General features: G+C 71.6%; 23 protein-coding genes and 1 pseudogene. 13 read left to right on the top strand and 11 right to left on the bottom strand.

Annotated features, from left to right (window positions below; all coding sequences use genetic code 11):
• The first annotated feature begins 30 nt into the window (after window positions 1-30).
• Genes FHX73_RS41045 through FHX73_RS41055 form a run of 3 tightly spaced genes read left to right on the top strand, consistent with a single transcriptional unit; the run spans window position 31 to window position 2,308 of the window.
• Entirely contained in the window at window positions 31-378 is a 348-nt protein-coding gene (locus FHX73_RS41045) for a DUF6507 family protein (RefSeq protein ID WP_145911171.1), read from the top strand.
• A complete protein-coding gene (locus FHX73_RS41050) occupies window positions 375-1,937 on the top strand; it encodes a hypothetical protein (protein ID WP_145911172.1) in 1,563 nt (520 codons plus the stop codon). Before FHX73_RS41045 ends, FHX73_RS41050 begins: the two co-directional genes overlap by 4 nt.
• Window positions 1,934-2,308, top strand: coding sequence for a hypothetical protein (locus FHX73_RS41055; protein ID WP_145911173.1), 375 nt, complete (start codon window positions 1,934-1,936; stop codon window positions 2,306-2,308). The genes FHX73_RS41050 and FHX73_RS41055 overlap by 4 nt, the downstream gene beginning before the upstream one ends.
• A gap of 70 nt (window positions 2,309-2,378) precedes the next feature.
• Here FHX73_RS41055 and FHX73_RS41060 read toward each other — a convergent pair whose 3' ends face one another.
• Both FHX73_RS41060 and FHX73_RS41065 read right to left on the bottom strand, forming a co-directional pair.
• Window positions 2,379-2,903, bottom strand: a complete 525-nt coding sequence (locus FHX73_RS41060; protein ID WP_170305310.1) for an RICIN domain-containing protein — start codon at window positions 2,901-2,903, stop codon at window positions 2,379-2,381.
• Between the two features lie 79 nt (window positions 2,904-2,982).
• Entirely contained in the window at window positions 2,983-4,032 is a 1,050-nt protein-coding gene (locus FHX73_RS41065) for a HEAT repeat domain-containing protein (protein WP_145911175.1), read from the bottom strand.
• 1,157 nt (window positions 4,033-5,189) lie between these two features.
• Between FHX73_RS41065 and FHX73_RS41070 the strand changes: the two genes are divergently transcribed.
• Window positions 5,190-5,501, top strand: coding sequence for a hypothetical protein (locus FHX73_RS41070; protein ID WP_145911176.1), 312 nt, complete (start codon window positions 5,190-5,192; stop codon window positions 5,499-5,501).
• A gap of 19 nt (window positions 5,502-5,520) precedes the next feature.
• Here FHX73_RS41070 and FHX73_RS46935 read toward each other — a convergent pair.
• Window positions 5,521-5,628, bottom strand: a pseudogene (locus tag FHX73_RS46935) (IS5/IS1182 family transposase); the annotation flags it as partial.
• Between the two features lie 248 nt (window positions 5,629-5,876).
• Between FHX73_RS46935 and FHX73_RS41075 the strand changes: the two are divergent.
• The 3 genes from FHX73_RS41075 to FHX73_RS41085 all read left to right on the top strand — a co-directional run bounded on the left by FHX73_RS41075 (window position 5,877) and on the right by FHX73_RS41085 (window position 8,136).
• A complete protein-coding gene (locus FHX73_RS41075; protein WP_145911177.1) occupies window positions 5,877-7,157 on the top strand; it encodes a chymotrypsin family serine protease in 1,281 nt (426 codons plus the stop codon).
• 70 nt (window positions 7,158-7,227) lie between these two features.
• Window positions 7,228-7,686: a hypothetical protein gene (locus tag FHX73_RS41080; protein WP_145911178.1), complete on the top strand. Its 459-nt coding sequence runs from the start codon at window positions 7,228-7,230 to the stop codon at window positions 7,684-7,686.
• 171 nt (window positions 7,687-7,857) lie between these two features.
• Window positions 7,858-8,136, top strand: coding sequence for a DUF7336 domain-containing protein (locus tag FHX73_RS41085; RefSeq protein WP_145911179.1), 279 nt, complete (start codon window positions 7,858-7,860; stop codon window positions 8,134-8,136).
• 11 nt (window positions 8,137-8,147) lie between these two features.
• Here the strand turns inward: FHX73_RS41085 and FHX73_RS41090 are convergent, their stop codons facing one another.
• On the bottom strand, window positions 8,148-8,348 hold the full coding sequence (locus FHX73_RS41090) for a hypothetical protein (RefSeq protein ID WP_145911180.1): 201 nt from the start codon (window positions 8,346-8,348) through the stop codon (window positions 8,148-8,150).
• Window positions 8,349-8,399: 51 nt separating this feature from the next.
• On the bottom strand, window positions 8,400-8,837 hold the full coding sequence (locus FHX73_RS41095) for an ATP-binding protein (protein ID WP_170305311.1): 438 nt from the start codon (window positions 8,835-8,837) through the stop codon (window positions 8,400-8,402).
• A gap of 359 nt (window positions 8,838-9,196) precedes the next feature.
• On the opposite strand from FHX73_RS41095, the gene FHX73_RS41100 reads away from it, so the two are divergent.
• From FHX73_RS41100 to FHX73_RS41110, 3 genes are all read left to right on the top strand, one after another.
• Window positions 9,197-10,024 (top strand): helix-turn-helix domain-containing protein, encoded by an 828-nt coding sequence (locus FHX73_RS41100; RefSeq protein ID WP_170305312.1) that lies wholly within the window; start codon window positions 9,197-9,199, stop codon window positions 10,022-10,024.
• On the top strand, window positions 10,021-10,272 hold the full coding sequence (locus FHX73_RS41105; protein ID WP_246214195.1) for a DUF397 domain-containing protein: 252 nt from the start codon (window positions 10,021-10,023) through the stop codon (window positions 10,270-10,272). The genes FHX73_RS41100 and FHX73_RS41105 overlap by 4 nt, the downstream gene beginning before the upstream one ends.
• Window positions 10,273-10,572: 300 nt before the next feature.
• Window positions 10,573-11,583 carry a G1 family glutamic endopeptidase gene (locus tag FHX73_RS41110; protein ID WP_170305313.1) on the top strand — a complete coding sequence of 337 codons (1,011 nt, stop codon included), beginning with the start codon at window positions 10,573-10,575 and terminating at the stop codon, window positions 11,581-11,583.
• A gap of 24 nt (window positions 11,584-11,607) precedes the next feature.
• On the opposite strand, the gene FHX73_RS41115 is transcribed toward FHX73_RS41110, so the two are convergent.
• From FHX73_RS41115 to FHX73_RS41125, 3 genes are all read right to left on the bottom strand, one after another.
• The gene (locus tag FHX73_RS41115) at window positions 11,608-12,600 is read right to left on the bottom strand and encodes a helix-turn-helix domain-containing protein (protein ID WP_145911184.1); all 993 of its coding nucleotides are present in this window, start codon (window positions 12,598-12,600) and stop codon (window positions 11,608-11,610) included.
• 85 nt (window positions 12,601-12,685) lie between these two features.
• Complete coding sequence (locus FHX73_RS41120) at window positions 12,686-13,426, bottom strand: hypothetical protein (RefSeq protein ID WP_246214196.1); 741 nt, start codon at window positions 13,424-13,426, stop codon at window positions 12,686-12,688.
• Window positions 13,427-13,542: 116 nt separating this feature from the next.
• A complete protein-coding gene (locus tag FHX73_RS41125; protein WP_145911185.1) occupies window positions 13,543-14,865 on the bottom strand; it encodes an MFS transporter in 1,323 nt (440 codons plus the stop codon).
• A 234-nt stretch (window positions 14,866-15,099) separates the two neighbouring features.
• On the opposite strand from FHX73_RS41125, the gene FHX73_RS41130 reads away from it, so the two are divergent.
• Both FHX73_RS41130 and FHX73_RS41135 read left to right on the top strand, forming a co-directional pair.
• The gene (locus tag FHX73_RS41130; protein ID WP_145911186.1) at window positions 15,100-15,918 is read left to right on the top strand and encodes an SAM-dependent methyltransferase; all 819 of its coding nucleotides are present in this window, start codon (window positions 15,100-15,102) and stop codon (window positions 15,916-15,918) included.
• A gap of 22 nt (window positions 15,919-15,940) precedes the next feature.
• Window positions 15,941-16,393, top strand: a complete 453-nt coding sequence (locus tag FHX73_RS41135; protein WP_145911187.1) for a hypothetical protein — start codon at window positions 15,941-15,943, stop codon at window positions 16,391-16,393.
• A gap of 3 nt (window positions 16,394-16,396) precedes the next feature.
• On the opposite strand, the gene FHX73_RS41140 is transcribed toward FHX73_RS41135, so the two are convergent.
• Window positions 16,397-17,980, bottom strand: a complete 1,584-nt coding sequence (locus FHX73_RS41140; RefSeq protein ID WP_170305314.1) for a purple acid phosphatase family protein — start codon at window positions 17,978-17,980, stop codon at window positions 16,397-16,399.
• Window positions 17,981-18,098: 118 nt separating this feature from the next.
• The gene (locus FHX73_RS41145; RefSeq protein ID WP_145911189.1) at window positions 18,099-19,151 is read right to left on the bottom strand and encodes a hypothetical protein; all 1,053 of its coding nucleotides are present in this window, start codon (window positions 19,149-19,151) and stop codon (window positions 18,099-18,101) included.
• 131 nt (window positions 19,152-19,282) lie between these two features.
• Here FHX73_RS41145 and FHX73_RS41150 point away from each other — a divergent pair, with 131 nt between their 5' ends.
• Window positions 19,283-19,777 (top strand): hypothetical protein, encoded by a 495-nt coding sequence (locus FHX73_RS41150; protein ID WP_145911190.1) that lies wholly within the window; start codon window positions 19,283-19,285, stop codon window positions 19,775-19,777.
• Between the two features lie 4 nt (window positions 19,778-19,781).
• Here FHX73_RS41150 and FHX73_RS45890 read toward each other — a convergent pair whose 3' ends face one another.
• Window positions 19,782-20,189 carry a hypothetical protein gene (locus tag FHX73_RS45890; protein WP_211786498.1) on the bottom strand — a complete coding sequence of 136 codons (408 nt, stop codon included), beginning with the start codon at window positions 20,187-20,189 and terminating at the stop codon, window positions 19,782-19,784.
• Window positions 20,190-20,230: the final 41 nt, after the last annotated feature.

Below are 20,230 nucleotides of genomic sequence, written 5' to 3' on the forward strand. Positions count from 1 at the left end.
GCGGATCGACTCGCGAGGGGGAAGCGAGACATGGGCACGGGAACCGGCGGATACGGGGTGCAGCCGGATGCGCTCGACCAGGTGGTGCGTCAACTCGGCGTGGTGGCCACCGACCTGACGACCGTCAGCACCGACTACCAGGACCCGGTCAGCCACCCGGACGCCGACTTCGGCGAGTTCGGGATGGCCCAGGCCTGCGCCGGCTTCAACACCGACTGGTCGCAGGAGATCCAGGTGACCGTGAAGGCCGTCAACGAGCTGGTGCAGAAGGTCCAGCAGAACAACGCCAACTACCGTGCCGCGGAAGCCGCCGCGGCCGCCGGACTGCAGGCCGCCGCGACAGCCGTGGCACCGAAGCCCGGGCAGGGCGCCCGATGAGCAAGGTGACGGACCTGCAAGGCGCCCAGGCCGACATCGAGTTGTCGAGCGTGTCGGTCTTCGGCATCGGCGGCACCTCGGTCCAGCTGGCCAACGCCATCGGCAACGCCCTGAGCGTCGCCGGACCGGCGGGCTCGCCGGCCGCGATCCGCGACCGCGCGCACACCTACGGCACCACCGCGGCGGCCTTCGGCACCGCCTCCGAGGACCTGCACAAGGTGGCCGCCGGCCGCCTGCCGGAGGCCTGGACCGGCAGCGTGGCCGAGTGCGCGGGCGAGGCCATCCAAGGCGTCGCCGGCGAGCTGCTGAACTCCAGGACCGTGCTGGGCAAGGCCGCGGGCCTGCTCAACACCTGGGCGGACGACCTGGCCGAGGCCCAGGCCGGCGACGCGCTGGCGGTCATCGCCCTGCAAGCCGCCCAGCAGCAGGCCCGCGCGCAGCTCGGCCCGGCCGATCCCGCCACCACCAAGGCGGCGATCACCGCCGTGGGCAGCCGGATCACCGCCGCCCAGAAGGCCGAGTCCTGCGGCACCCAGACCGCCAGCATGCTCAACCAGCTGGCCGCCGCCGCCCGTTCCGAACTGGCCGGCCAGGGCTCGCTCGACCCGCTGAGCGCCGTCGTGCTGGCCAACCTGACCGGCCCCGGCGGCCAGGCCGACTCCGGCTACCTGCTGACGCCCAACGAGCTGAGCCGCGCCACCCAGATCATGGGCACGATGAACGGCACCGACCAGGCCGCCTTCCAGCAGCTGCTGGCCGGCGCCAAGTCGCCCGACGAGGCCGCCTACCTGTACAAGGCGCTGGCGGCGGGTCACTCGGTCGCCGACGTCCAGCAGTTCGACGCGCTGATCCACGGCCACGGCGACGACCCGACCTGGCTCTCCCAGCACCTCGTCCCGGACCTCACCTCCGGCACCACGCTGGACAGCGCCAACCCCAGCCAGGTCACCTACATGGGCAGCGCGGTGGACAGCAAGGGCGACAGCATCTACAACCAGGGCGGCGTGGGCGACTGCGTGGCCGCCTCCACCGTGATCGCCCAGGCCAAGCTCGACCCGGTGCTGATGCTGAGCCTCACCACCGGCAACACCCCCGACGTGCCCGGCGCCGACTCCGCCGACAACTTCCAGCAGCGGCTGCAGAAGACCTACATCTCCAACTACATCCAGGGCCAGATCACCGACGGGTCGATGCCCTACCCGTTCGCCGACGGCGGGATCGGCCCCAAGGGCGGGGCGATGCTCGCCAACCAGGACCTCGGCACCGCGACCGGCAGCACCTACGAGTACGTCTCGCTCGGCAACGACGCCGACCGGCAGGCCGCGCTCGGCCGGATCGAACACTCCGTGGACTCCGGACAGCCCGTTCCGATCGACGTGTTCGGCAGCAAGGAGGGCCACCAGATGGCGATCATCGGACGCAACGGCAACCTGCTGGAGATCTACAACCCGTGGGGCCAGACCTCCTGGGTCACCGAGGACCAGTTCGTCCACAGCCAGCTGGGCGGCGTCACGGGCAGCGACATGAACACCGCCGGCGGACTGGAGCTCCCCAAGTGACCGGGACCAGGCACGACTCGGAACTGCGCGGCCTCGACGTGCCGGCCGCCGTCACCCGCGGCCTGCTGATCGAGGGCGGACCACGGCGCGCCCTCTTCACCGAGGCCGCCATCGCCGCCTCCCACGAGGCCGAGCAGGCCGGGATCGGACCGTACCCCCTCGGCTTCCTCGCCCGGCACGTCCGGGCCGGCGGCTTCGCCGCCGCCCTGGCCCTGCCCGAACCGGTGATCGGCGCGCGCGGCACCGAACTCGTCCGCGACTGGCTCCGCGCCGGGGCCGCGGCCGGCGACGGCATCGAACGGGAGCAACTGTTCGCCCGCTGGCTCGCCGAGGTCGCCCTGCTGATCGAACTGCGCCGCCGCGCCGGCTGACGGGGCGGCCGCGATGAGGGGATCCGTCGCACGGTGCCGTGGGACGCGGCCCCCGTCGATGCGGTGGCGGTCAGCCTACTTGCCAGGTCCAGAGCTGGTCGCCAAGGCCATTGCACGGCCACTGGATGATCGGCGCCCCCGCGAGCGGGCTGCCGCTCTGGTCGCTGATGCACATGTGCGAGTTCTCGTTCCTGAAGCTGACCGTGTCCGGGTTGATGCCGTCGTCGTTCCAGATCTGGTTCGCACCCCCGTTGCAGGCCCACTGCCCGAGCTGTGCGCCCGCGGTGGTGGTCCAGCCGGGTGCCTCCAGGCACAGCCCGTTCCCGTTGACGAGCTCGTAGCCGCCAGGGGTACTGGTCTGCACCCACGCCCACGACTGGTCGGGGTTGCCGTTGCACCCCCATTGGATGGCCGGCGTCCCGTTCGCGTCGCCGCCCCCGTTTATCCCGAGGCAGAGCCTCGACGCTGAGTTGATCACGGCCGGCCACGCCGCCGCCGACGCGTCCTGGCCGGTCGCCAACGTCGACGCCAGCACCAGGGCGAGCAGGGCGCCCGCCGTCCTGACGATCCGTCCGGAACTGAAGGTCTTCTGCACGTCCACTCCCCGGGTGACGGGCATCCCGTCGGATGCCAACTGACAGTCTGACACAGCCGGTTGGAACGGGCGGGTGAAGTTACCGGTCGGCCGGGTCCGGGGCGGTTCGCGGCAGGTCGGACGCGACCAGCTCGGCAGCGCGGACGGGGTCGCCGTCCGCGCGGGCGAGCAGCGCCTCGACGTCGTAGCCCTCCGACCCGACGGCGGCGCCGAGGCCGAGCCGGCGGCTCCAGCCGAAGCGCTCCATCGAGACGGCGGCGTCCAGGTCGGGCCGCAGCCGGTGGAGCTCGGTGACCAACTCCCAGGCACAGGCGTCCAGCCGGGCCCGCCGCACCGGGTTGCACGCGTTCACGGCGTCGGTCACCCAGTCGTCGCCGGGCTCGTACTCCAGGAGGGCCGGCAGCAGCTCCGGGACGCCCATGACCTGAGCCGCGTTGAAGGTGAGGACGTGCGCGCCCTCGGGGTTGTCGAGCAGCGCGATCAGCAGTGGCACGGCGCGCGGATCGTGCCGGCAGGCCAGCCCGCGGATCGCCTCGGTACGGGTGTCGGCGTCCTCGTCGCCCGTCCGCTCCCAGAGCACGGCCCGGATCTCGGGACTGTCCACCTCCGCCTGGACGCCGAGGGTGAACGTCGCCCAGTCGCGGACGTGCGACACCGGGTCCCGGGTCAGAGTGATCAAGGTCCGGATGTCCGGCCCGTCCGGCCGCCCGGTGAGGACCCCCGGGAACGACCGGGCCACCTGCTCGCGCACCTCGGCATCGGGATGCCCGGCCAGGGCGATGAGGACGGGCACGGCGCGCGCGTCGTGCGTCATCTCGATCGCCCGGGCCAGCGAGTGCAGCACCCGCCCCTCGGTCTCCCGCTGCGCGAGCGCGACCAGCGCGGTGGCCGTCTCGGCACGGACCGCCTCGTGCTGATTGGCGGCATCCCCCAACAGGTTGCACCCGGCCTCACGCTCCATCGGATCACCCGACCCGATCAACTCCAGCCCGCACGCCAGCGCCCCCGCCCCGTCAGCGGCCGCCCGCCACAACAGCGCCGAGTAGTCCGTGTGCTCGTCCGGGTCGATGGCGGCCCGCTCTGCCGCAAGTGCCCGCGTGACCAGCTCCGCCACGGTGTCCGTTTCCATGCGGGCATCCTGGTGCACGAACCGCGCCTGCGCGAGGGATTTGTCGGCCCGCCACCGGTGCATCGTCGGTGCACCGGCGGACCACAGCCGCTCGCGCGACCCGGATAGCGTGGGCCCATGGTGAATCTGACGCATCGCCAGCTGTCCGGGCTGGGCCGGAACCTGGCCGCCCCGGTCGAGTTGCTGGTCCGCCTGGCAGTCCATCCGGCCGGCCCGCACGGGCTGAACGATGCGTGGCGGTCAACTGCCGGACCCGGTGGCCGAGGCGATGCTGGCACACGACGGTGGCAGCTCGGCGCTGCGGCTGCACGACGGCCGAGCCTCCGCGGCGATCCACCGCCGGATCGCCGAGCATCCCGACCCGGCCATCCGCGACGCCTTCGCGGACTTCGTCCGGTCCACGGTGGAGAGCGGCGCCACGCTGGGCATCGAGGACCTGGTCGAGGCCTACGGGCAGCAGCCGGAGCAACTGGCCGCCGCCCCGGACGCGAAACTCCGCAGGATGGTCACGCAGACCTGGTGGGACCGGCCGATGTCGGCGCAGCGGGCGCTGCTCGCCGATCCGGATCCCAAGGTGCGGGCGGCGGCCGCGCGTTCGTGGGAGCCGGGCGTCCCGCCGGACTTCTACGAGCGCTGCCTGGCCGACCCCGCCGTGCAGGCGGACGTCGCGCGCTACCTCCCGCTGACGCCCGATCAGTTCGAGCGCCTGCTGGCCACGGGAGACGAGCACGTGGTGGACGGGTTGGCCCGCAACCCGCACCTGACCGCCGACATGGTGGCCCGGCTGGCGGACCACGCGGATCCGTCGGTGCGCGTCGCGGTGGCCTACAGCCGCCACACCACGCCCGAGACCCGCGATCGACTGCTCGCACAACTGGAGGCGGAACGGGCCGCCGGCGGAATCGCGTCCCTCCTCGCGTTCGGGAGCGGACACGAGCCCGGCTGGCTGCGGGAGCTACCGCTCGCCGAGCGGCTGAGCCACTTGAACAGCCCGCACGCGGCGTTCCGGCGCGTCCTGGCTGCCAGCCGCGACCTACCGGAGGACGCCTGGCAGGTGCTGGACGACGACCCGGACGCCTCGGTCCGCCGCACCGCCGCCCGCCGACCCGCCCCAGGTCCTGCTGCGGCTGCTCCGCGACCACGGCGAGGACATCAAGGTGCGCACCCGGCTGGTCGACCACCCCAACTTCCCGCGCCACGAACTGCGCAGCCTCGCGAACGACCCCAACCCCCGGACCCAGGCCAACGCCCTGGAGGACCCCGAACTCCCGCTACCTCAGCTGCGGATCCTCGCCGCCCACGAAGAGCCCTTCCTCCGGGCCGGGGCAGCCAGGCACCCCAACGCCACCGCCGATCTGCTGGAGCAACTGCTGGCCGACTCCGAGCCGAACGTCGTCGAGGCGGCGGCGGCCAACCCGGCGCTGCCACCGGCCCGGATGGACCGCATCCTCGCCGAGGCCAGCCTCTGACCGGGCCTTACTGATCGTTTCAGGATGACTTTCGAAGGTGCCTGGGGCAGATGCTGCTGCAGGCAGGGCCGCGTAGTCCCTGGTGGAGATCGGCGCGTCGTTCGTAGCGGCTGCGGAGGCGCTTGAACTCATTCTGAAACGATCAGTTAGTGGCCGAGCAGTGGGCGTGGCTGGTCGGCATGATCCGGCCAAGATCTGCGATCTGGCTTACAGGCTGATCCTCTCCTGTCCAGCGTGTATCCGGCGCCGTTCCAAGACCCCCTGGGTGGCCTCGGGTTCACTGCTGGCTAAAAAACTGCGCGGAAAATAATTGATCTTCGCGATCACATATTATCGATCACCGGCCTTGCAATTTCACTTTGGGGGGAAACCAGCGTGAACCGCAAAATTCGCACGGCTCTACTTACAAGCGGGGCGGCCCTCTCGCTTGTGCTCGCGACAGCAACACCCGAGGCAATCGCCAAGGATGGCGGGGGTCTGGCAGGCATCGACGCGGCAGCAACTGCACAGGCCCTCGCCCAGAAGCCCCTTCACGACCTCGCCGCTTCCATTGACGAGCAGGGGCGCAAGACGGCCTTCAGCGACACCTACAGCAACATCTACGTCGACCAGACCCGTGACCAGGTCATCGTCTACACCACCGACCCGAAACACGGAACGGCGATCGCGGCAGCGGCAAAGACCGCACACGCCGGGGTCGACACCAGCAAGGTCAAGTACGTGTCGGCCAAATACACCAAGAAGCAGATCGATGCCTCGCTCGACAAAATCATGGGTGCGAACAAACCCGCCAAGGGTGCCAAACCGGAAATCTACTCCGCTGCCGAGGCTCCCGACGGCTCCGGGATCCAGATCCAGGCGGCGCCCTCGGCGGTCGACCACGTCAAGGCCCTGCTCGCAGGCAACGACATCCCTGTGACGGTCACCGCCGGACAGGCTCAGGCCACGCTGGACACCTGGCGCTGGAACGACAACGCGCCCTTCATCGGTGGTGACGTGCTGATCGGCCAATCCCACAAGGCCGGGTACACAGCGAACTGCACCGCCGGTCTCGCCGCCGAGGACAACGCCGGCAACGACTACCTCATCACCGCAGACCATTGCTTCGCGACGTCCTCCAGTACCTCCGTCTACGGCGAAGGCGACGCCGTCGGCTCGTGGGGCTACTCTCACGGGAACTTCATCGGCATCGTCACTGCCGACAACCCGGGCTGGGACGCCCAGACCATCGCAACCAGCGGAGCGAGCGGAAGCGGAACGAACTCGGACGAGGCCGATACGCCGAACGGCCAGTGGTACGCCGTTCCCTCCGACGCGTACTCGTACAACGGCGAACAGGTGTGCCAGGACGGGGCAGTGTCGTACTACAACGGCCACGGCGTGCCCTGCGGGATCAAGGTGATCAACCAGGACATCCGCTGGGCCGTGACGTGGAACGACGGCACTAACGCAACGATCCGCGGTGTGGAGGGCCAGTCCTCGGGCTATGTCGCAACGGAAGGCGACTCCGGAGCACTCGTGTTCACCGTAACCGGAAGCAACACCCGGCAGGCTCGCGGTATCGTCTCGGGCGGATTCGATGCCAACACGCTGCTGTGGACCGAGGCACCCGACATCCTCAACGCCTTCGGCCTGCACCTGAACCCCCATACCTGACAGGTTGTCGGGTGTACCTGGGGGCAGACCCATAGGTACACCCGACCACCACATGCTGAGGGAACCAACGATGTCCGACCGGCGTCCTAAGGGCATGAAGCGCAGCCTTGCCCTGCTATCGCTCGTACTTCTACCTGTGGCCCCGATCACCGGCTGCAGCCAACAGCCACCTGCTGCAGCTCACGCCGAAGAGTGCGGGAAGACTGTCTCCGGCGTCACCGATTCGAACAAACTACAGGTCTTCTCCGTCCCGATTCGCAAAGAATCACTCGGAGTTGAATACCGAGGCCGCATACCTTCGGGGGACCTCAACGCGTACCTGACGAAGAATGGAGTCGTCGTCGGCCGCAACTCCCGTGCGCCGCAAAACGGAAAGGGAGACGTCGACACGCTCTGCTCTGGAACGACCTGGGACGACGTGACGAAGTTTCACATCTACGACTACCAGGTCTCGCTGGTCCTGCATCAAGGCGGCGACCCGCAGAAGTCCCTCCTTGCCAGCCAGCCGGTCTTCGCCCACCTCTATTGATTCAATGCGACGTCAACACCGAGCACGGCGTCGCGGGCCTGCCAGGCCTCGCCGAAGCCTCCCTCGTCGATCGGGCGGACCAGCTGGTACCGGCCGCCGATAGTTGGCGTGGCTTCATGCTGTCGACGACCGCCGACCTGGCGAATGCCGGGCCCGGGGTAGCCTGCGCCTGTGAAGGTTTATCCCCTGTGGCACATCGGCCACCAGAACGAAGCCGGCCCCGACGGCGAGACGGTTCACGTGGACGACGGCGGCGTGTTCATCGACGAGCAGGACGGAGACGACGTCAAGCTGCTCGGCATCTACTCCTCGGAGGCCGCGGCCGCGGAGCGGATGCGGCGAGCGCGTCTCCTGCCGGGCTTCGCCGATGAGCCCGACTGCTTCGATATCGGAGAGTACGACCTCGATGAGGACCACTGGACCGAGGGCTTCGCCCGCGTGCCGGTCTAGGTCAGTGGCAGTCAGGACCAGGTGCCGCGGCGGGCGATCAGGGTCAGGGTGCGCGGGTCCACGGGGGGTTCCTCGGGGGCGCCGCCGGTGCGGCGGCGGAGCAGGGGCAGGCCGTCGCGCAGGTCGGTGACCACGCGGTGGCGGCCGTGGGCGTCCTTGACCAGGTCGCCGACCTCGACGGTGGGCGTGGCGGGAGCGTTGGTGGTGGTCATTTCGGTGCCTCCGTGGCTGGTGGGTCGGGGGTGTCCGTCGTAGTGGTAGTGCTACCGGGGAGAGGGGAGCGCGGAGCAGTCGCCGAGCGTGAACCAGACGGTGTGCGCCCCGTCGGCGGCGGTGTACTCCCCGAGATCGGTGGCGAGGGCCGCCACGATCAGCAGGCCGCGCCCGTGTTCCTCCTCCTCGCCCGGCCAGGGGAGGCGCCCGTAGCCGTGGCCCGGGTCGGTCACCGAGACGCGCACGGCGCTGGCGCGGATGAGCTGCACGTCGATCCGCACCCGGTCGTCGTCGCGATCCGGTGAACAGCCGTGCTGTACAGCATTGGTGAGGACCTCACAGGTCATCAGGAGGAGGTCCGCGAGCAGGTCGGGCGCGAGGGTGAGCCAGCTCGTGAACTCGCGCAGGCAGCGGCGCACCATGCCGATCTGATCGGGTCTGGCCGGGACGGTGAACGAGGCCAGGGCGTCAACGATGCTGGAAGGCACGGTAGTTGGCGTGCTGATGAGATCCATCTGTCTCTCCGGGTGGTGCTGGTGGTGCTGGTGCGCCGTCGGCCCGGGGGAATCGGAGGCGTGTTCGAGTATTCCGCGCCTCAAAATCCGTTACCGGCACGCAACTTGACTGAGCGTCATAGCGCGTGCGACTAGAGTGCTCCTGCTTCGGTGGGCTGGCAAGCTTGCCGGGCCAACTGGCAAGAGACAAAACTGGTGTTCTATCGACCGGTGCACCTCTGAAGTGCGAGACTTCACCCGGATGCATGGACACCGCACCAGGAGAGGACGAAGCATCACCCATGCCGAGCGCTCGTGCTGTACCCACCGTCCGCCGCCGTCGACTTGGTCGCATGCTCCGCCAGTACCGGGACAGGGCCGGGCTGAGCGGTGAGCAGCTCGCCGCGATGATGGGCGCGAAGTGGACCGGCCCCAAGATCTCCCGGATCGAGCACGCGGTCGGCGCCATCACGGCGCCGGAGGTCGCGCAACTCCTGGAGTGCTGCGGCGTCAGTGACCCCGAGATCGTCACGGTGCTGGAGGAGTTGGCACGGAACGCCGGGAAGTCCGGCTGGTGGTCCAACTACGGAACCTCAGCGGTGCCTCAGCACGTCGAGGACTTGATCTACGCCGAGGGCGAGGCGGAGTCGATCCGCAGTTACCACCCGAACGTGATCCCTGGTTGGCTGCAGACCGCCGCCTACGCCAAGGAGATCACCATGGCGACCGCGTTCCGGATCCCGCCAGAGGAGCATCCGGCGATCGTGGATCTGAGGATGCGTCGGCAGGCGGTCCTGACCCAGCCCACCGGCCTGCCGCGATGGCGCTTCGTGTTGCACGAGGCCTTGCTGATGCAGCGGTTCGTCTCGCATCCGATGTTGATGCCGGAACAGTTGCGACGGCTGCTGGACGTGAGCCAGTTGCCGAATGTCGAGATCCAGATCATGCCCCTGGACGCCGGGCCGCATCCGGGGGCGGGCGGCACATTCATCGTCTTCCACTTCGCCCGACCGTGGCCGCCGATCGTCATGACCGAAGACCGCAACGACATGCGGTACTTCGAAGGAGACGAGGTCGCCGGTGAGTACGACGAGGCGTTCGAGCGCGTCATGGTTGCCGCACTTCCCGTCGACCAGTCGCGGGAGACCATCAAAAAACACATGGAAGGACATGCACATTGAGCACCACCCCTGGGCCCCGCACCTCTGAGGCTCTGCCGAAGGCCGATCTGTACGCGCTCGATGTGAGCGGCCTGGAGCGCCGTACGTCGTCGTTCAGCCAGAACAACAGCAACTGCGTGGAGGTCGCCCACCTGCCCGGTGGCGGCGTCGTGATCACGGACTCCAAGCGCCCGGACCGCAGTGACCTGCGCTACGACGCGGCGGAGTGGGAGGCCTTCAAGAAGGGCATCCTGGCCGGCGAGCTGTAGTCGGAGGAACCGCAACACCCAGAGGGCCGCTTCCCCCCGTCCCAAGCAGGGGGAGGCGGCCCTCTGTGCGTTGCCGGGAGAGATGCCCCGGGCGGCGGGCGCGCAATCCAGCACAGCTGACTTGGCGTCAAGGTGCCGGCCTGCGAGGTGATGGGCTGATTCTGCGGGGTGGGTGCCTGAGCTGGCGTCGATCATGGCGTGCTGTGGCCAGTGTCCACCTTTCGGCATTGTGGCGGCCCGGCGGTGAACTCCAGAGTGCACGTGGTTCGTCCGGTGCACATCCAGAAGAGGAGTGACCTCGTGCGCAGATTGCGATCCCTGTCCGTCGCCGCGGTGGCGCTGGCCGTCGTGTTCGGCGGCGGTGCCACCGCCCAGGCCGCGTCGGCCGCCCCGCCCGCCGTTCACCACGCCGCGCACGGGCACGCGTTGCCCGGGGCGACGTCGGTGCCGGTGCGGAACCTCCAGCACTTCTCCCACCTGCTGAACGCGCGTCACCAGTTGGTGCCGGCGAACCAGACCAGCACCAACTGGGCCGGCTACGCGGCGAACGGTGCGACCTTCAGCACCGTCACCTCCAGCTGGGTGGAGCCGCAGGTCAGTTGCAACTCCGACGGCATAGCCGCGTTCTGGATCGGCCTGGACGGCTGGGGCAGCCAGTCGGTCGAGCAGGACGGCACCGGGGTGGACTGCTCCAGTGGTTCGCCGCAGCCGTTCGCCTGGTGGGAGACCTACCCGGACAACTCCGTGCAGGAGTACGGCGATCCGGTCTCGCCCGGCGACAGCCTCACCTCCACCGTCACCGCCCGCAGCGACGGGCAGTACGAGTTGGCGCTCACCGACAGCTCCCAGGGCTGGACCGAGGACAACGTGGTCGCCGCGCCCTCCGGTGCGCAGAACGCCAGTGCCGAGGTGGTCGCGGAGGCCGTCACCTCGGGCAGCAGCGTCACCGCGCTGCCGGACTTCGGGTCGATCGAGTTCACCGGCTCGACCATCGACGGCGGCACGTTGCAGGCCGCCAACGCGCAGGCGATCGACATGACCGACAGCAGTGGCTCGGTGATCGCCTCGACCGGGGCGGACGACAACTCCGGCGACTTCACCGTCACCTACGGCGGCGGCTCCGGCAACGGCGGCAACCCGCCGCCGGCCGGTTGCGGCGGCCTGGCCGCTTGGAGCGCTACCTCCTCCTACGCGCCCGGCGCGCAGGTCTCCTACAACGGCGACAAGTGGACCGCCACCTGGTACTCGACCGGGGCGGCCCCGGGGGCGGCGGGCTCCTGGGCGGCCTGGAAGCAGAGCGGAACCTGCTGACGCTACTCCATCGCTGACTGAGCGTCAGAGCCAGCCGCGCCGACTCGCCTGGAGGCCGGCCTGGAACCTGGTGCGGGCGTCCAGCAGGGTCAGCAGTCGGCCGACCCGGCGGGTCAGGGTGCGCTGGGTGATGCCGAGGGCGCGGATGATCGCCGCGTCCTTGGCGCCGCCCGCGAGCATGGTCAGCAGCTCCAGGTCGCGCCGGTCCAGCAGCTCGGGGGCCGTCCCGGTCGCGGTGATCGGGGCGGCCCGCTCCCACAGCAGGTCGAAGCAGGTGAGCAGCACGGTGAGCAGCGGGGACGGGCGGACGAACAGCGCCGTGGTCGGCTCGGCGGTGCCGAAGCCCAGCGGGATCATCGCCTCCTGTTGGTCGGCGATGAGCATCTTCATCCGCACCGAGGGCAGCGTGCGGGCCTGCTCGCCGGCCGCGATGCAGGCTGCGGTGAACTCCAGCCGCGGTCTGCTCTCCAGGCCTGACGCGTCGTAGATCACCTGGCAGGCCACCCCGCGGCGCAGCAGCTGGAACTCGATCGGGTTGGCGACCGGGTTGTCGAAGTACGGCGGGCAGTCCACCACCTTCATCTCGCGCTGGGCGCCGAGCTGCATCTGCTCCACCCGGTGACGGATCAGCGCGGGGCCTTCGATCACCTCGGCGAACTGGGCGTTCGGGCCGGCGGACTGGGTGCTGCGGAGGTGCGCGGTGAGCTCGTGGGCCCGGGCCCGGAACCGCTCCAGGTCGTGCTGGCGGCCGGTGACCAGCGCGCCGATCGCCGCGTCCGGCGGCGCGGCGGTGTACCGGGCGGGGGTGCCGGCGAGCCGGGTGACCAGCCCGGCCTCCAGCAGCCGCCGCAGGCAGCCGCGGACCCGCGCGGGCGTCGCCCCCACCGCGCGGGCCAGCTCGGTCGCGGTGGCGCGCGGCGCGGCCAGCACGGCGAGGTAGAGGGCGCTCTCGACGGCGCCCAGCCCGACCGGTGCGAGCAGGGCGGCGGGCCGGTCGGCTGCGTGGGCGTCAGGCATGGCGACAGCATAGGAACCGGTCTAGACCTTCAACCAGTCTTGTGGCGCAGGGAATTCGCGACACCATGGGGCGGTAGGGCGCCGCTCAGGTCGCGGGAGGAAGCGAGCGCGCCGCCGCGAGCCCGGCCACCGCCCGGAGTTTCGCGAAGTAGCAGGCGCAGTACGCCGAGTCGATCAGGGGCACGACCTTGTCGAGGTCGGCGATGCGGGCCCAGAGGAGGGCGACGCCACTGTCGTCGAGCCCGCCGGCGAGCTCCCGCATGACGAGGCCGGCGACGTCGGCGTCCAGCAGGATCAGCTCCACACCCTCGATGGCGACGCCGCGGAAGCCGTCCGGGTACGGCGCGCGCCGGAACTCCTCCCACAGCCGGGCGAGCTGATCCCGGGTCACGTCCGCCGCCTCCGGTACCGGCGCCGGACGGTGGAGCAGCGCAACGGCGTCGAAGACGGCGCGCACCAAGGCGGCGGCCGGCATCGGGCCGAGGGCGGCGCTCGTCACGGTGCCCTGCGCGAGCTTGTCGCGCAGGCCCCGGGCGCGGTCCAGCCCGGCGGCGAGCTCGGCCGGGATCAGCCCGGCCTGGCCGGCCCGCTCGGCGAGGACGTGCTCCAGGGCGAACAGGGAGTGCGTGACGGCGACGGTGGCGAACTCGTACCGGAAGTAGGAGTGCCGGATCAGCTCGCGGGCCGTCTCCAGGGCGCTCATCACGTACATCGACGCGTCGCCGGGCACGACCAGCTCGGCCACCAGGGCGTCCATCGCCGCGAAGTCGAGAACGAGGTCGCGGACCCGCGGGTCCGGGGAGGGCGAGGGCGGTAGCGGGTTCACTGGTGCAGTCTCGTCAGCCGGGGCTCCCGGTGCCAGCGGATTTGCCGGAGCCGGTCGGTGCCCAGCACCCCGCACCCCGGCCCGGTCCGCGCGGACCGGGCCGGGGTGACCGAGCGTCAGGCCGTAGCCCGCGCCGGCGCCGAGGCCTGCGCCGCCCCGTACCGCCAGAGCGCGGCGGGCGCGCCGGCCAGCACCGCCGTGCCGCCGAACGCCGTGAGGCCGCCTGCGAGGAGCGCGGTGCGGGCGCCGAGGCGGGCGGCGACCGCGCCCGCGCGCAGCTGGCCGAGGGTGGCGCCGGCCTCACCGGCGAGGAGCTCGACGCCGGCCAGCCGGCCCCGGACCGCGTCCGGCACGGTGCGGTTCCAGATCACCGAACGGGCCGCGTCCGCGAGCACGTTGCCCGCGCCCGCGACGGCGAGCAGCAGCAGCGCCGGGCCCAGCCGGTCCGCCCAGCCGGCCGCCGCGAGCGCGGCGCCCCACACGGCGCTGCCCGCGAGCGCGACCCGGCCGAGCCGGCGGGTGCGGCCCAGCCAGCCGCTGGTCGCGCCCGCCAGTAGCCCGCCCGCGGCGGGCGCGGCGTAGAGCAGGCCGAGCGCCCACCGGGCGTGCCAGCCTTCGGCCAGGAACGGCAGCAGGGTGGTGGGCAGGGCGAGCGCGGTGGCGAGCAGGTCGAGCAGCGCGGTGCCGAGCAGCACGGGCTGCCCGCCCAGGTGGCGCAGCCCGGCGCCGACCGAGCGGAGCAGCCCGCCCTCCTCCGGCTCGCGCACCCGCACCGGGCGCAGCCGGGCGAGCAGCAGCAGGGAGGCGGCGAAGCTCGCCAGGTCGAGCGCGTAGGCGGTGGCGAGTCCCGCAGCGGCGGCCAGCAGCCCGCCCAGCGAGGGGCCGACCAGCACGGCGGTGTTGCCGCGCAGCGACTCCAGCGCGGCTGCGGCCGGCAGCTGACGGTCCGGCACCAGACGCGGTACCAGGGCGCCGAGCGCCGGCCACTGCAAGCCCTGGAGCGCGGCCGCCGCCGCGGCGACCGGGTAGAGCAGCCAGACGTGCGGCCGGCCGAGCAGCGCGTTGGCCAGCAGCGCGCCGGTGAGCAGCGCCAGGCCGGCCTCGGTGAGCAGCACCATCCGGCGCCGGTCGGTCCGGTCGGCCAGTGCGCCGCCGCAGAGCGCGCAGAGCAGCATCGCGGCGAGCTCGGCCAGCCCCAACAGGCCGACGGCCAGCGGCGATCCGGTCAGCTCCTGCACCTGCAGCGGCACGGCGACCAGCAGGGTGAACGCGGAGCCGAGGATGCTGATCAGCCCCGCCAGCCAGAGCAGCCGGAAGTCCCGCGCCGTGCGCAGCACGGAGAGGTCCGGCAGCAGGCGGCGCCGAGTGTGCGGATCGGTGGCGCCAGCAGGCGAACCGGTGTCGCGCGAGGGGGCGTCATTCGAGTCGGTGTCGTTCAAGACGAGGAGGGATCCTGTCCGGGAGGAGTGTCAGGGGTGCGGGGGTGGAGCCGGTGCACCTCATGACGGGACCTCCTCGGACCGGGCCTGGCGTCCGACGACCGGACCGGACGACGGTACGTGCGCGGATCCGGCGGAGCAACGGGTTTTCCACCGCCCAGTCGGGCGCCGCCCCGGTTGCGGCTGCCAACCACCGGGCATGATCGAATGGTTGTGGCGCGAGGGAGAAGTGGGATGGCAGGGGACGAGGACACCGGCGGGTACGGGATCGACCTGGACGTGCACCTGCCGCACCCGGCCCGGATGTACGACTACTTCCTGGGCGGCGTCACCAACTTCCCGGCCGACCGGGAGGCCGCCGGCCGCGCCCTCGCCGTCTTCCCGTGGGCCCGGATCGCCGCCCGGGCCAACCGGGCGTTCATGCAGCGGGCCACCCGCCACCTCGCCCGGCGCGGCATCGACCAGTTCCTCGACATCGGCACCGGCATCCCCACCTCGCCCAACCTGCACGAGGTCGCCCAGGCCGTGCGCCCGGCCGCCCGGATCGTCTACGCGGACAACGACCCCATCGTCCTCACCCACGCCGAGGCCCTGCTGCGCAGCTCCCCGCAGGGCCGCACCGCCTACCTGCCGGGCGATGTCCGCGACCCCGAGCAGGTGCTCGCGGGGGCCCGCGAACTGCTCGACTTCTCCCGCCCGATCGCGCTCAGCATGATCGCGCTGCTGCACTTCGTGCCCGACGGCCCCGACCGCGCTGCGGCCGACCTCATCGCCGCCTTCCGCTCCCAGCTCGCCCCCGGAAGCCATCTGACGATCAGTCACAGCACCCCCGAGTTCGCGCCGGAGGAGACCGCCCGGGTCGTCCAGGTCTACCGCTCCGCCGGCGCCGAGGCGCAGAGCCGCACCCGCGAGCAGATCGCCGCCCTCTTCGCCGGCTGGGAGCTGCTCGAACCCGGCCTGGTCGCCTCACCCCGCTGGCACCCGGACCCCGGGGACGAGCCCGCCACGGACGCCGAGGCCTCCTGCCTCGCCGGGGTGGCGGTGCTGCGCTGAAACGCTCTGCGATGATCGCGGGATGGCCAGTGGAATCGCGTTCTTCCTCGCTCCCGACGACCGCACCGCCGCCGCGACGCGCACGCGGGGCCCGGAGCGGGAGAGCGCGGTGACCGGCCGGTGGTTCGACCCGGACGACGCAGCCGTCGAGTGGCAGCTGTACTTCGAGTCGCCCGGTGCCGAACTCCCTCCGCTCGCAGAGCTGTTGGCCCACGAGTGGCCCAGCTGGGTGGCGCCGGTCGTCAACGACGGCAGCGGCGTCTTCGCCGTCCCGCCCGCCCTGACCCGCGCCCTGGCCGCCGCCCCGCCCGACCGGCTGGACGAACTCGCCGGGCGCTGGCACGAGCGGATCCGCCGGGAGGACGGGGACGAGATGACCGACGACGACCTGCCGGCGCTCCTGCACGCGGTCGCCCGCCTCGCGCGGACGGCCGGCGAGACGGGCGACGGGCTGTACTGCTGGCACTGGGGGTAGCGGCTACTGCCGGTCCTGGTCGTCGTCGCCGTCCCAGCCGCCCCAACTGCCCCAGCCGTCGCTGCGGTTGCGGTGCAGGGTGAAGCGGTCGAACAGCACCGGGGCCGGGAAGGGGACGGCCGCCGTTGCGGGGACCGAGTGGTAGTAGCTCACCGTGATGGTGGTGCGGCCACCGGGCAGGGTGCCCGGGTCGACGTCGAACACCGCGACGCCGTAAGGGAACCGGGTGTCCGGGTCGATCACCGCCGACCAGTGGGCCTGCTCGGTGGCGTCCGGGTCGGCCTTGAAGGTGAGGCGCTGGGTGCGGACGGTGGCCTCGCGGACGCCGCTGCCGTCGGCGGGCAGGTACTTGTCGTCGTGCCCGGCCGTGCCGCCACCGCCGAGGATCAGGTGCACGGTGCCCTTGGTGGCGTCGATCTCGCGCAGTTCGTCGTCGGCGACGGCGGGGGTGAGCAGGCCGCCCGGCTCGGTGCCGCGCACCGGGTGGGTGCGCTCGTAGTCGTGGTCGTGCCCGGCCAGCACCAGGTCGACCGAGTAGCGGTCGAGCAGCGGGAGCAGCTTCTCCCGGATGCCCATGTCGCCGCCGTGGCTGCTGGCCGAGGAGGACATCGCGAACTGGTGCAGGTTCACCACGATCCAGTCCACCTCGCAGCCCTGCCGGGCACGCCGCAGCACCCGCTCCAGCCAGCGGAGTTGGGCGCCCTCGCTGTACCCGCTGATGTAGATCGACTGGCCGGTGGCGGGGTCGATGCTGGCGTCGTCCTCGACCGCGATCTCGTTGCCGTCCAGGCTCGCGAAGAGCACCGAACCCACCTGGAAGCTGTACCAGTTGCCGCAGTAGTCGCGGGTGCCGTTGTCCGGCAGCTCGAACCGGGTCCGGTAGGAGGCGTAGCCGAGGTCCCCGCCGCCGGCCTCCACCTCGTGGTTGCCGGGAGCCGGCATCCACGGGCGGCGGGCGGCCGAGCCGGCCATGTTGTTCATGAACGCGTTCCAGCACTGCGGCTGGAGCTGCGGGTTGTTGTTGGCGTACGAGAGGTCGCCGTTCAGCAGGTGGAACAGCGGGTCGAACTGCTCGACCTGCCGGACGGCGGCCGCGCCGTGGATCGAGGACTTCTGGAACACGTTGTCGCCGGTGCCCAGGTCGCCGAAGCTGGTGAAACGGAAGGCGGCCCGGCCGGGCGCCGGTGCGGTGCGGAAGGTGCCGCGCACGGGAGCCGCGCCGTCGTGCAGCACCTCGTAGACGTAGCTGGTGTCCGGGTCGAGGTCGCGCAGCTTGGCGTGGTGGGTGAACGTCTCGACCTTGTTCAGCCCGTCCACGTAGCTGCGGCTCTGCGCCCGCACCGCGTCCCCGGCGCCGTCGCGCGCGGTGCCGACCCGGACCCGGGGGCGGCGCACGGCGGCGCCGGTCGCCCAGGAGACGGTCAGCTGGGTGGACGGGTCGTCACCCCACTGGAGGTGGATCTGCTCCGGTCCGGGGGTGCCGGCCACGGCCGGCTGCGTCCACAGCAGGGTGGAGGCCGGGAGCGCGGCGAGCGCGCCGGCGGCCGTACCCGTCCGGAGGACCGTTCTGCGGGAGGGAAGTGACACGTCGTCTCCTGGGAGGTGCACGAAATTCCCAGGAGACTCCCAGTCCTGCCGGACCGTCGGGCTACGGCGGAGGGTGTCGACGGTGAACGGGAGCTGAACGCTGGTCTGGACCAATGGGTCACGAGCCGCCCGTCGTCAGACCCCCGACCAGCGAGCCGAGATCGGCGTTCTGCACCGCCTGGAACAGCACCTGCACCGTCGTGGTCGGACGCGCCGTCAGGCGCACCAGGTGGTCGGGGCCGCCCACGACGGTCGCCTGCGGCGCGGTGAGCAGGGCCGACCAGGGCTCGGCCCACACCGTGGACCGCGCCGAGGCCACCCGCCCCGGCCAGGCCGCGGCGGCGGCCTGGGCGGCGGCGTCGCTCGCGGTCGGCAGGCAGATCACCTCCGTGGCGTCGGTCGGGACGGGTGCCCGGACGCCGACGCCGAGCGGCTGCCGGCCGACCTTCGGGTCCTGGCCGATCTGCGCGGCGACCGTGTCGACGAGGCAGCCGGCGACCGGGCCGACCGCCGCGTCGTCCGCGAGGGTGGGACCGCCGGCGAGCGCCTGGTCGACGTCGGCGCTCACCTCGCCGTAGACGATCCGGTTCGGCGAGACCCGTACGACGTTCAGCGCGGTGGTGATGCCCAGTTGCGCGAGCGGGCTGGTCTGGTCGGTCCGGTCCTGATCGCGGACCAGCCACTCGGTCTCGCCGCCGCCGAGGTCCTTGTGCTGGTAGCCGAGCTTGCGGAAGTTCGCCCCGATCCCGGCGGCGTCGAAGGAGCCGTAGAGGAAGCCGACCGCGTCGCCCGGTCGGCCGACCGAGAGGGCGGGCCGCCCGGCAGCGGGGTCGATGCCGGTCAGGAGCGGGAGCTGCGACTGGGTGGCCAACGCGGGGGCGCCGAAGCCGGCCAGGGAGTCGGTGCTCAGGGCGTCGGCGGCGGATCCGTTGTCGATGTACGTGGGGCCGCCGGTGTTGCCGAACTCGATCCAGGCCCGGGTGAGGTCGGTGGCGTGCACCTGGTGCAGGGCGGTGGTCAGCAGGTCGGGGGAGTTCGTGGCGTCGTTGCTCGGAGTGGGATCGCCCTGGTCGTCGCAGCCGGCCGCCGCGAGCGCCAGGATGACGGTGGCCACCGCGATCGGCCACCGTGCCGCGCGTGACCGGAGCCGGTGCGCTCGGTGCTGGTTCATCTGGTGCCCCCCTGATGCCGTTTCGGTCCTGTCATGGTGACCGGACCCGGGGGTGCGGGGACATCCGTTGTCGTACTCAGTTGTCGTACTCAGTTGTCGCACTCGGTTCGGCCGGCCGGGATACTGCTCGGGTGCTGCTGACCTGGATCGCCGAAGTGGCGGACGAACCGCTGGTGCTGGAACCCGCCGACCGGCGGGCGGAGTGGGCGACCAACACCTGGTGGCTCGGCGCGGGGGAGGAGGAGCGGCGCGCGTTGGCGGTGCCCGACGTGGTTGCCGCGTTCGAGTGGACCGCCGACCGCATCCGGCTGCGCCTGCGGGAGCTGGGCTTCGCGGGGGTGGCGACGTTCTACGTGTGGCACGACGAGCAGGCCGGGCAGCTCCGGTGCTCGACCGGGTCGGTGAGCGCGGCGGAGCTGCCCTTCGGGGGTGCGCACCTTGCCACGGACGACCTCGGGCCGATCGTCGCGGGGTACCTGGCGGACCGGGAGCCGGGAGTGGTGGCCTGGTCGGAGCTGTCCGCGGCGCAGGAGGCGGAGGAGGCGGAGGAGTCGGAGGAGTCGGACGATCAGCCCGTGCGCGCTCCCTTCCCGGTCTGGGTGCGCGCGGTCGGTGCGGGCAGCTGACCGGTCACCAGCGGTCGATGCCCATCACCTTGGCCGCGTTGTGGATCGCGTTGTAGTGGGAGATCGACATGTCCGACTTCTTGTCCTTGGCCGGCAGGTTCCGGTCGGCCTGCCGGAACTCGTCGCGGGCCGAGGCGAGCAGGCTGGTGCCGTAAGAGACCGGCACGTCGCCGGTCCCGTGGACCGGGTGCGACTTGGCGGCCGTCTGGCTGCCGGCCTTCGCCAGGATGCTGCGCGCCTGGTTGTAGTCGGCGGCCTTGACGGTCTTGGGGTTGCGGACCTGCGCGGCGGCACGGGTGGCCGGGCCGGCGGTGTGCGGGACGGCGGCCTGGGAGACGGCGGGCACGGTCACCGCGAGCAGGGCGGAGGCGGCCAGCAGGCCGAGGGCGGTGGCGGTCTGTCGAAGGGTCATGACCTGCCCCAACGACCGGGCGGCGGTGACGGCACGCCGCT

The organism is Kitasatospora viridis, assembly GCF_007829815.1.
GTDB classification, from domain to species: Bacteria; Actinomycetota; Actinomycetes; order Streptomycetales; family Streptomycetaceae; genus Kitasatospora; species Kitasatospora viridis.

What these genes read in the sequence shown, in the direction of transcription:
- FHX73_RS41065 (WP_145911175.1), bottom strand. Translation starts at nt 4,032, where the DNA reads ATGGAAACGGACACCGTGGCGGAGCTGGTCACGCGGGCACTTGCGGCA.
- FHX73_RS45890 (WP_211786498.1), bottom strand. Translation starts at nt 20,189, where the DNA reads ATGACCCTTCGACAGACCGCCACCGCCCTCGGCCTGCTGGCCGCCTCC.
- FHX73_RS41080 (WP_145911178.1), top strand. Translation starts at nt 7,228, where the DNA reads ATGTCCGACCGGCGTCCTAAGGGCATGAAGCGCAGCCTTGCCCTGCTA.
- FHX73_RS41145 (WP_145911189.1), bottom strand. Translation starts at nt 19,151, where the DNA reads ATGAACCAGCACCGAGCGCACCGGCTCCGGTCACGCGCGGCACGGTGG.
- FHX73_RS41045 (WP_145911171.1), top strand. Translation starts at nt 31, where the DNA reads ATGGGCACGGGAACCGGCGGATACGGGGTGCAGCCGGATGCGCTCGAC.
- FHX73_RS41115 (WP_145911184.1), bottom strand. Translation starts at nt 12,600, where the DNA reads ATGCCTGACGCCCACGCAGCCGACCGGCCCGCCGCCCTGCTCGCACCG.
- FHX73_RS41135 (WP_145911187.1), top strand. Translation starts at nt 15,941, where the DNA reads ATGGCCAGTGGAATCGCGTTCTTCCTCGCTCCCGACGACCGCACCGCC.
- FHX73_RS41050 (WP_145911172.1), top strand. Translation starts at nt 375, where the DNA reads ATGAGCAAGGTGACGGACCTGCAAGGCGCCCAGGCCGACATCGAGTTG.
- FHX73_RS41130 (WP_145911186.1), top strand. Translation starts at nt 15,100, where the DNA reads ATGGCAGGGGACGAGGACACCGGCGGGTACGGGATCGACCTGGACGTG.
- FHX73_RS41100 (WP_170305312.1), top strand. Translation starts at nt 9,197, where the DNA reads ATGCTCCGCCAGTACCGGGACAGGGCCGGGCTGAGCGGTGAGCAGCTC.
- FHX73_RS41090 (WP_145911180.1), bottom strand. Translation starts at nt 8,348, where the DNA reads ATGACCACCACCAACGCTCCCGCCACGCCCACCGTCGAGGTCGGCGAC.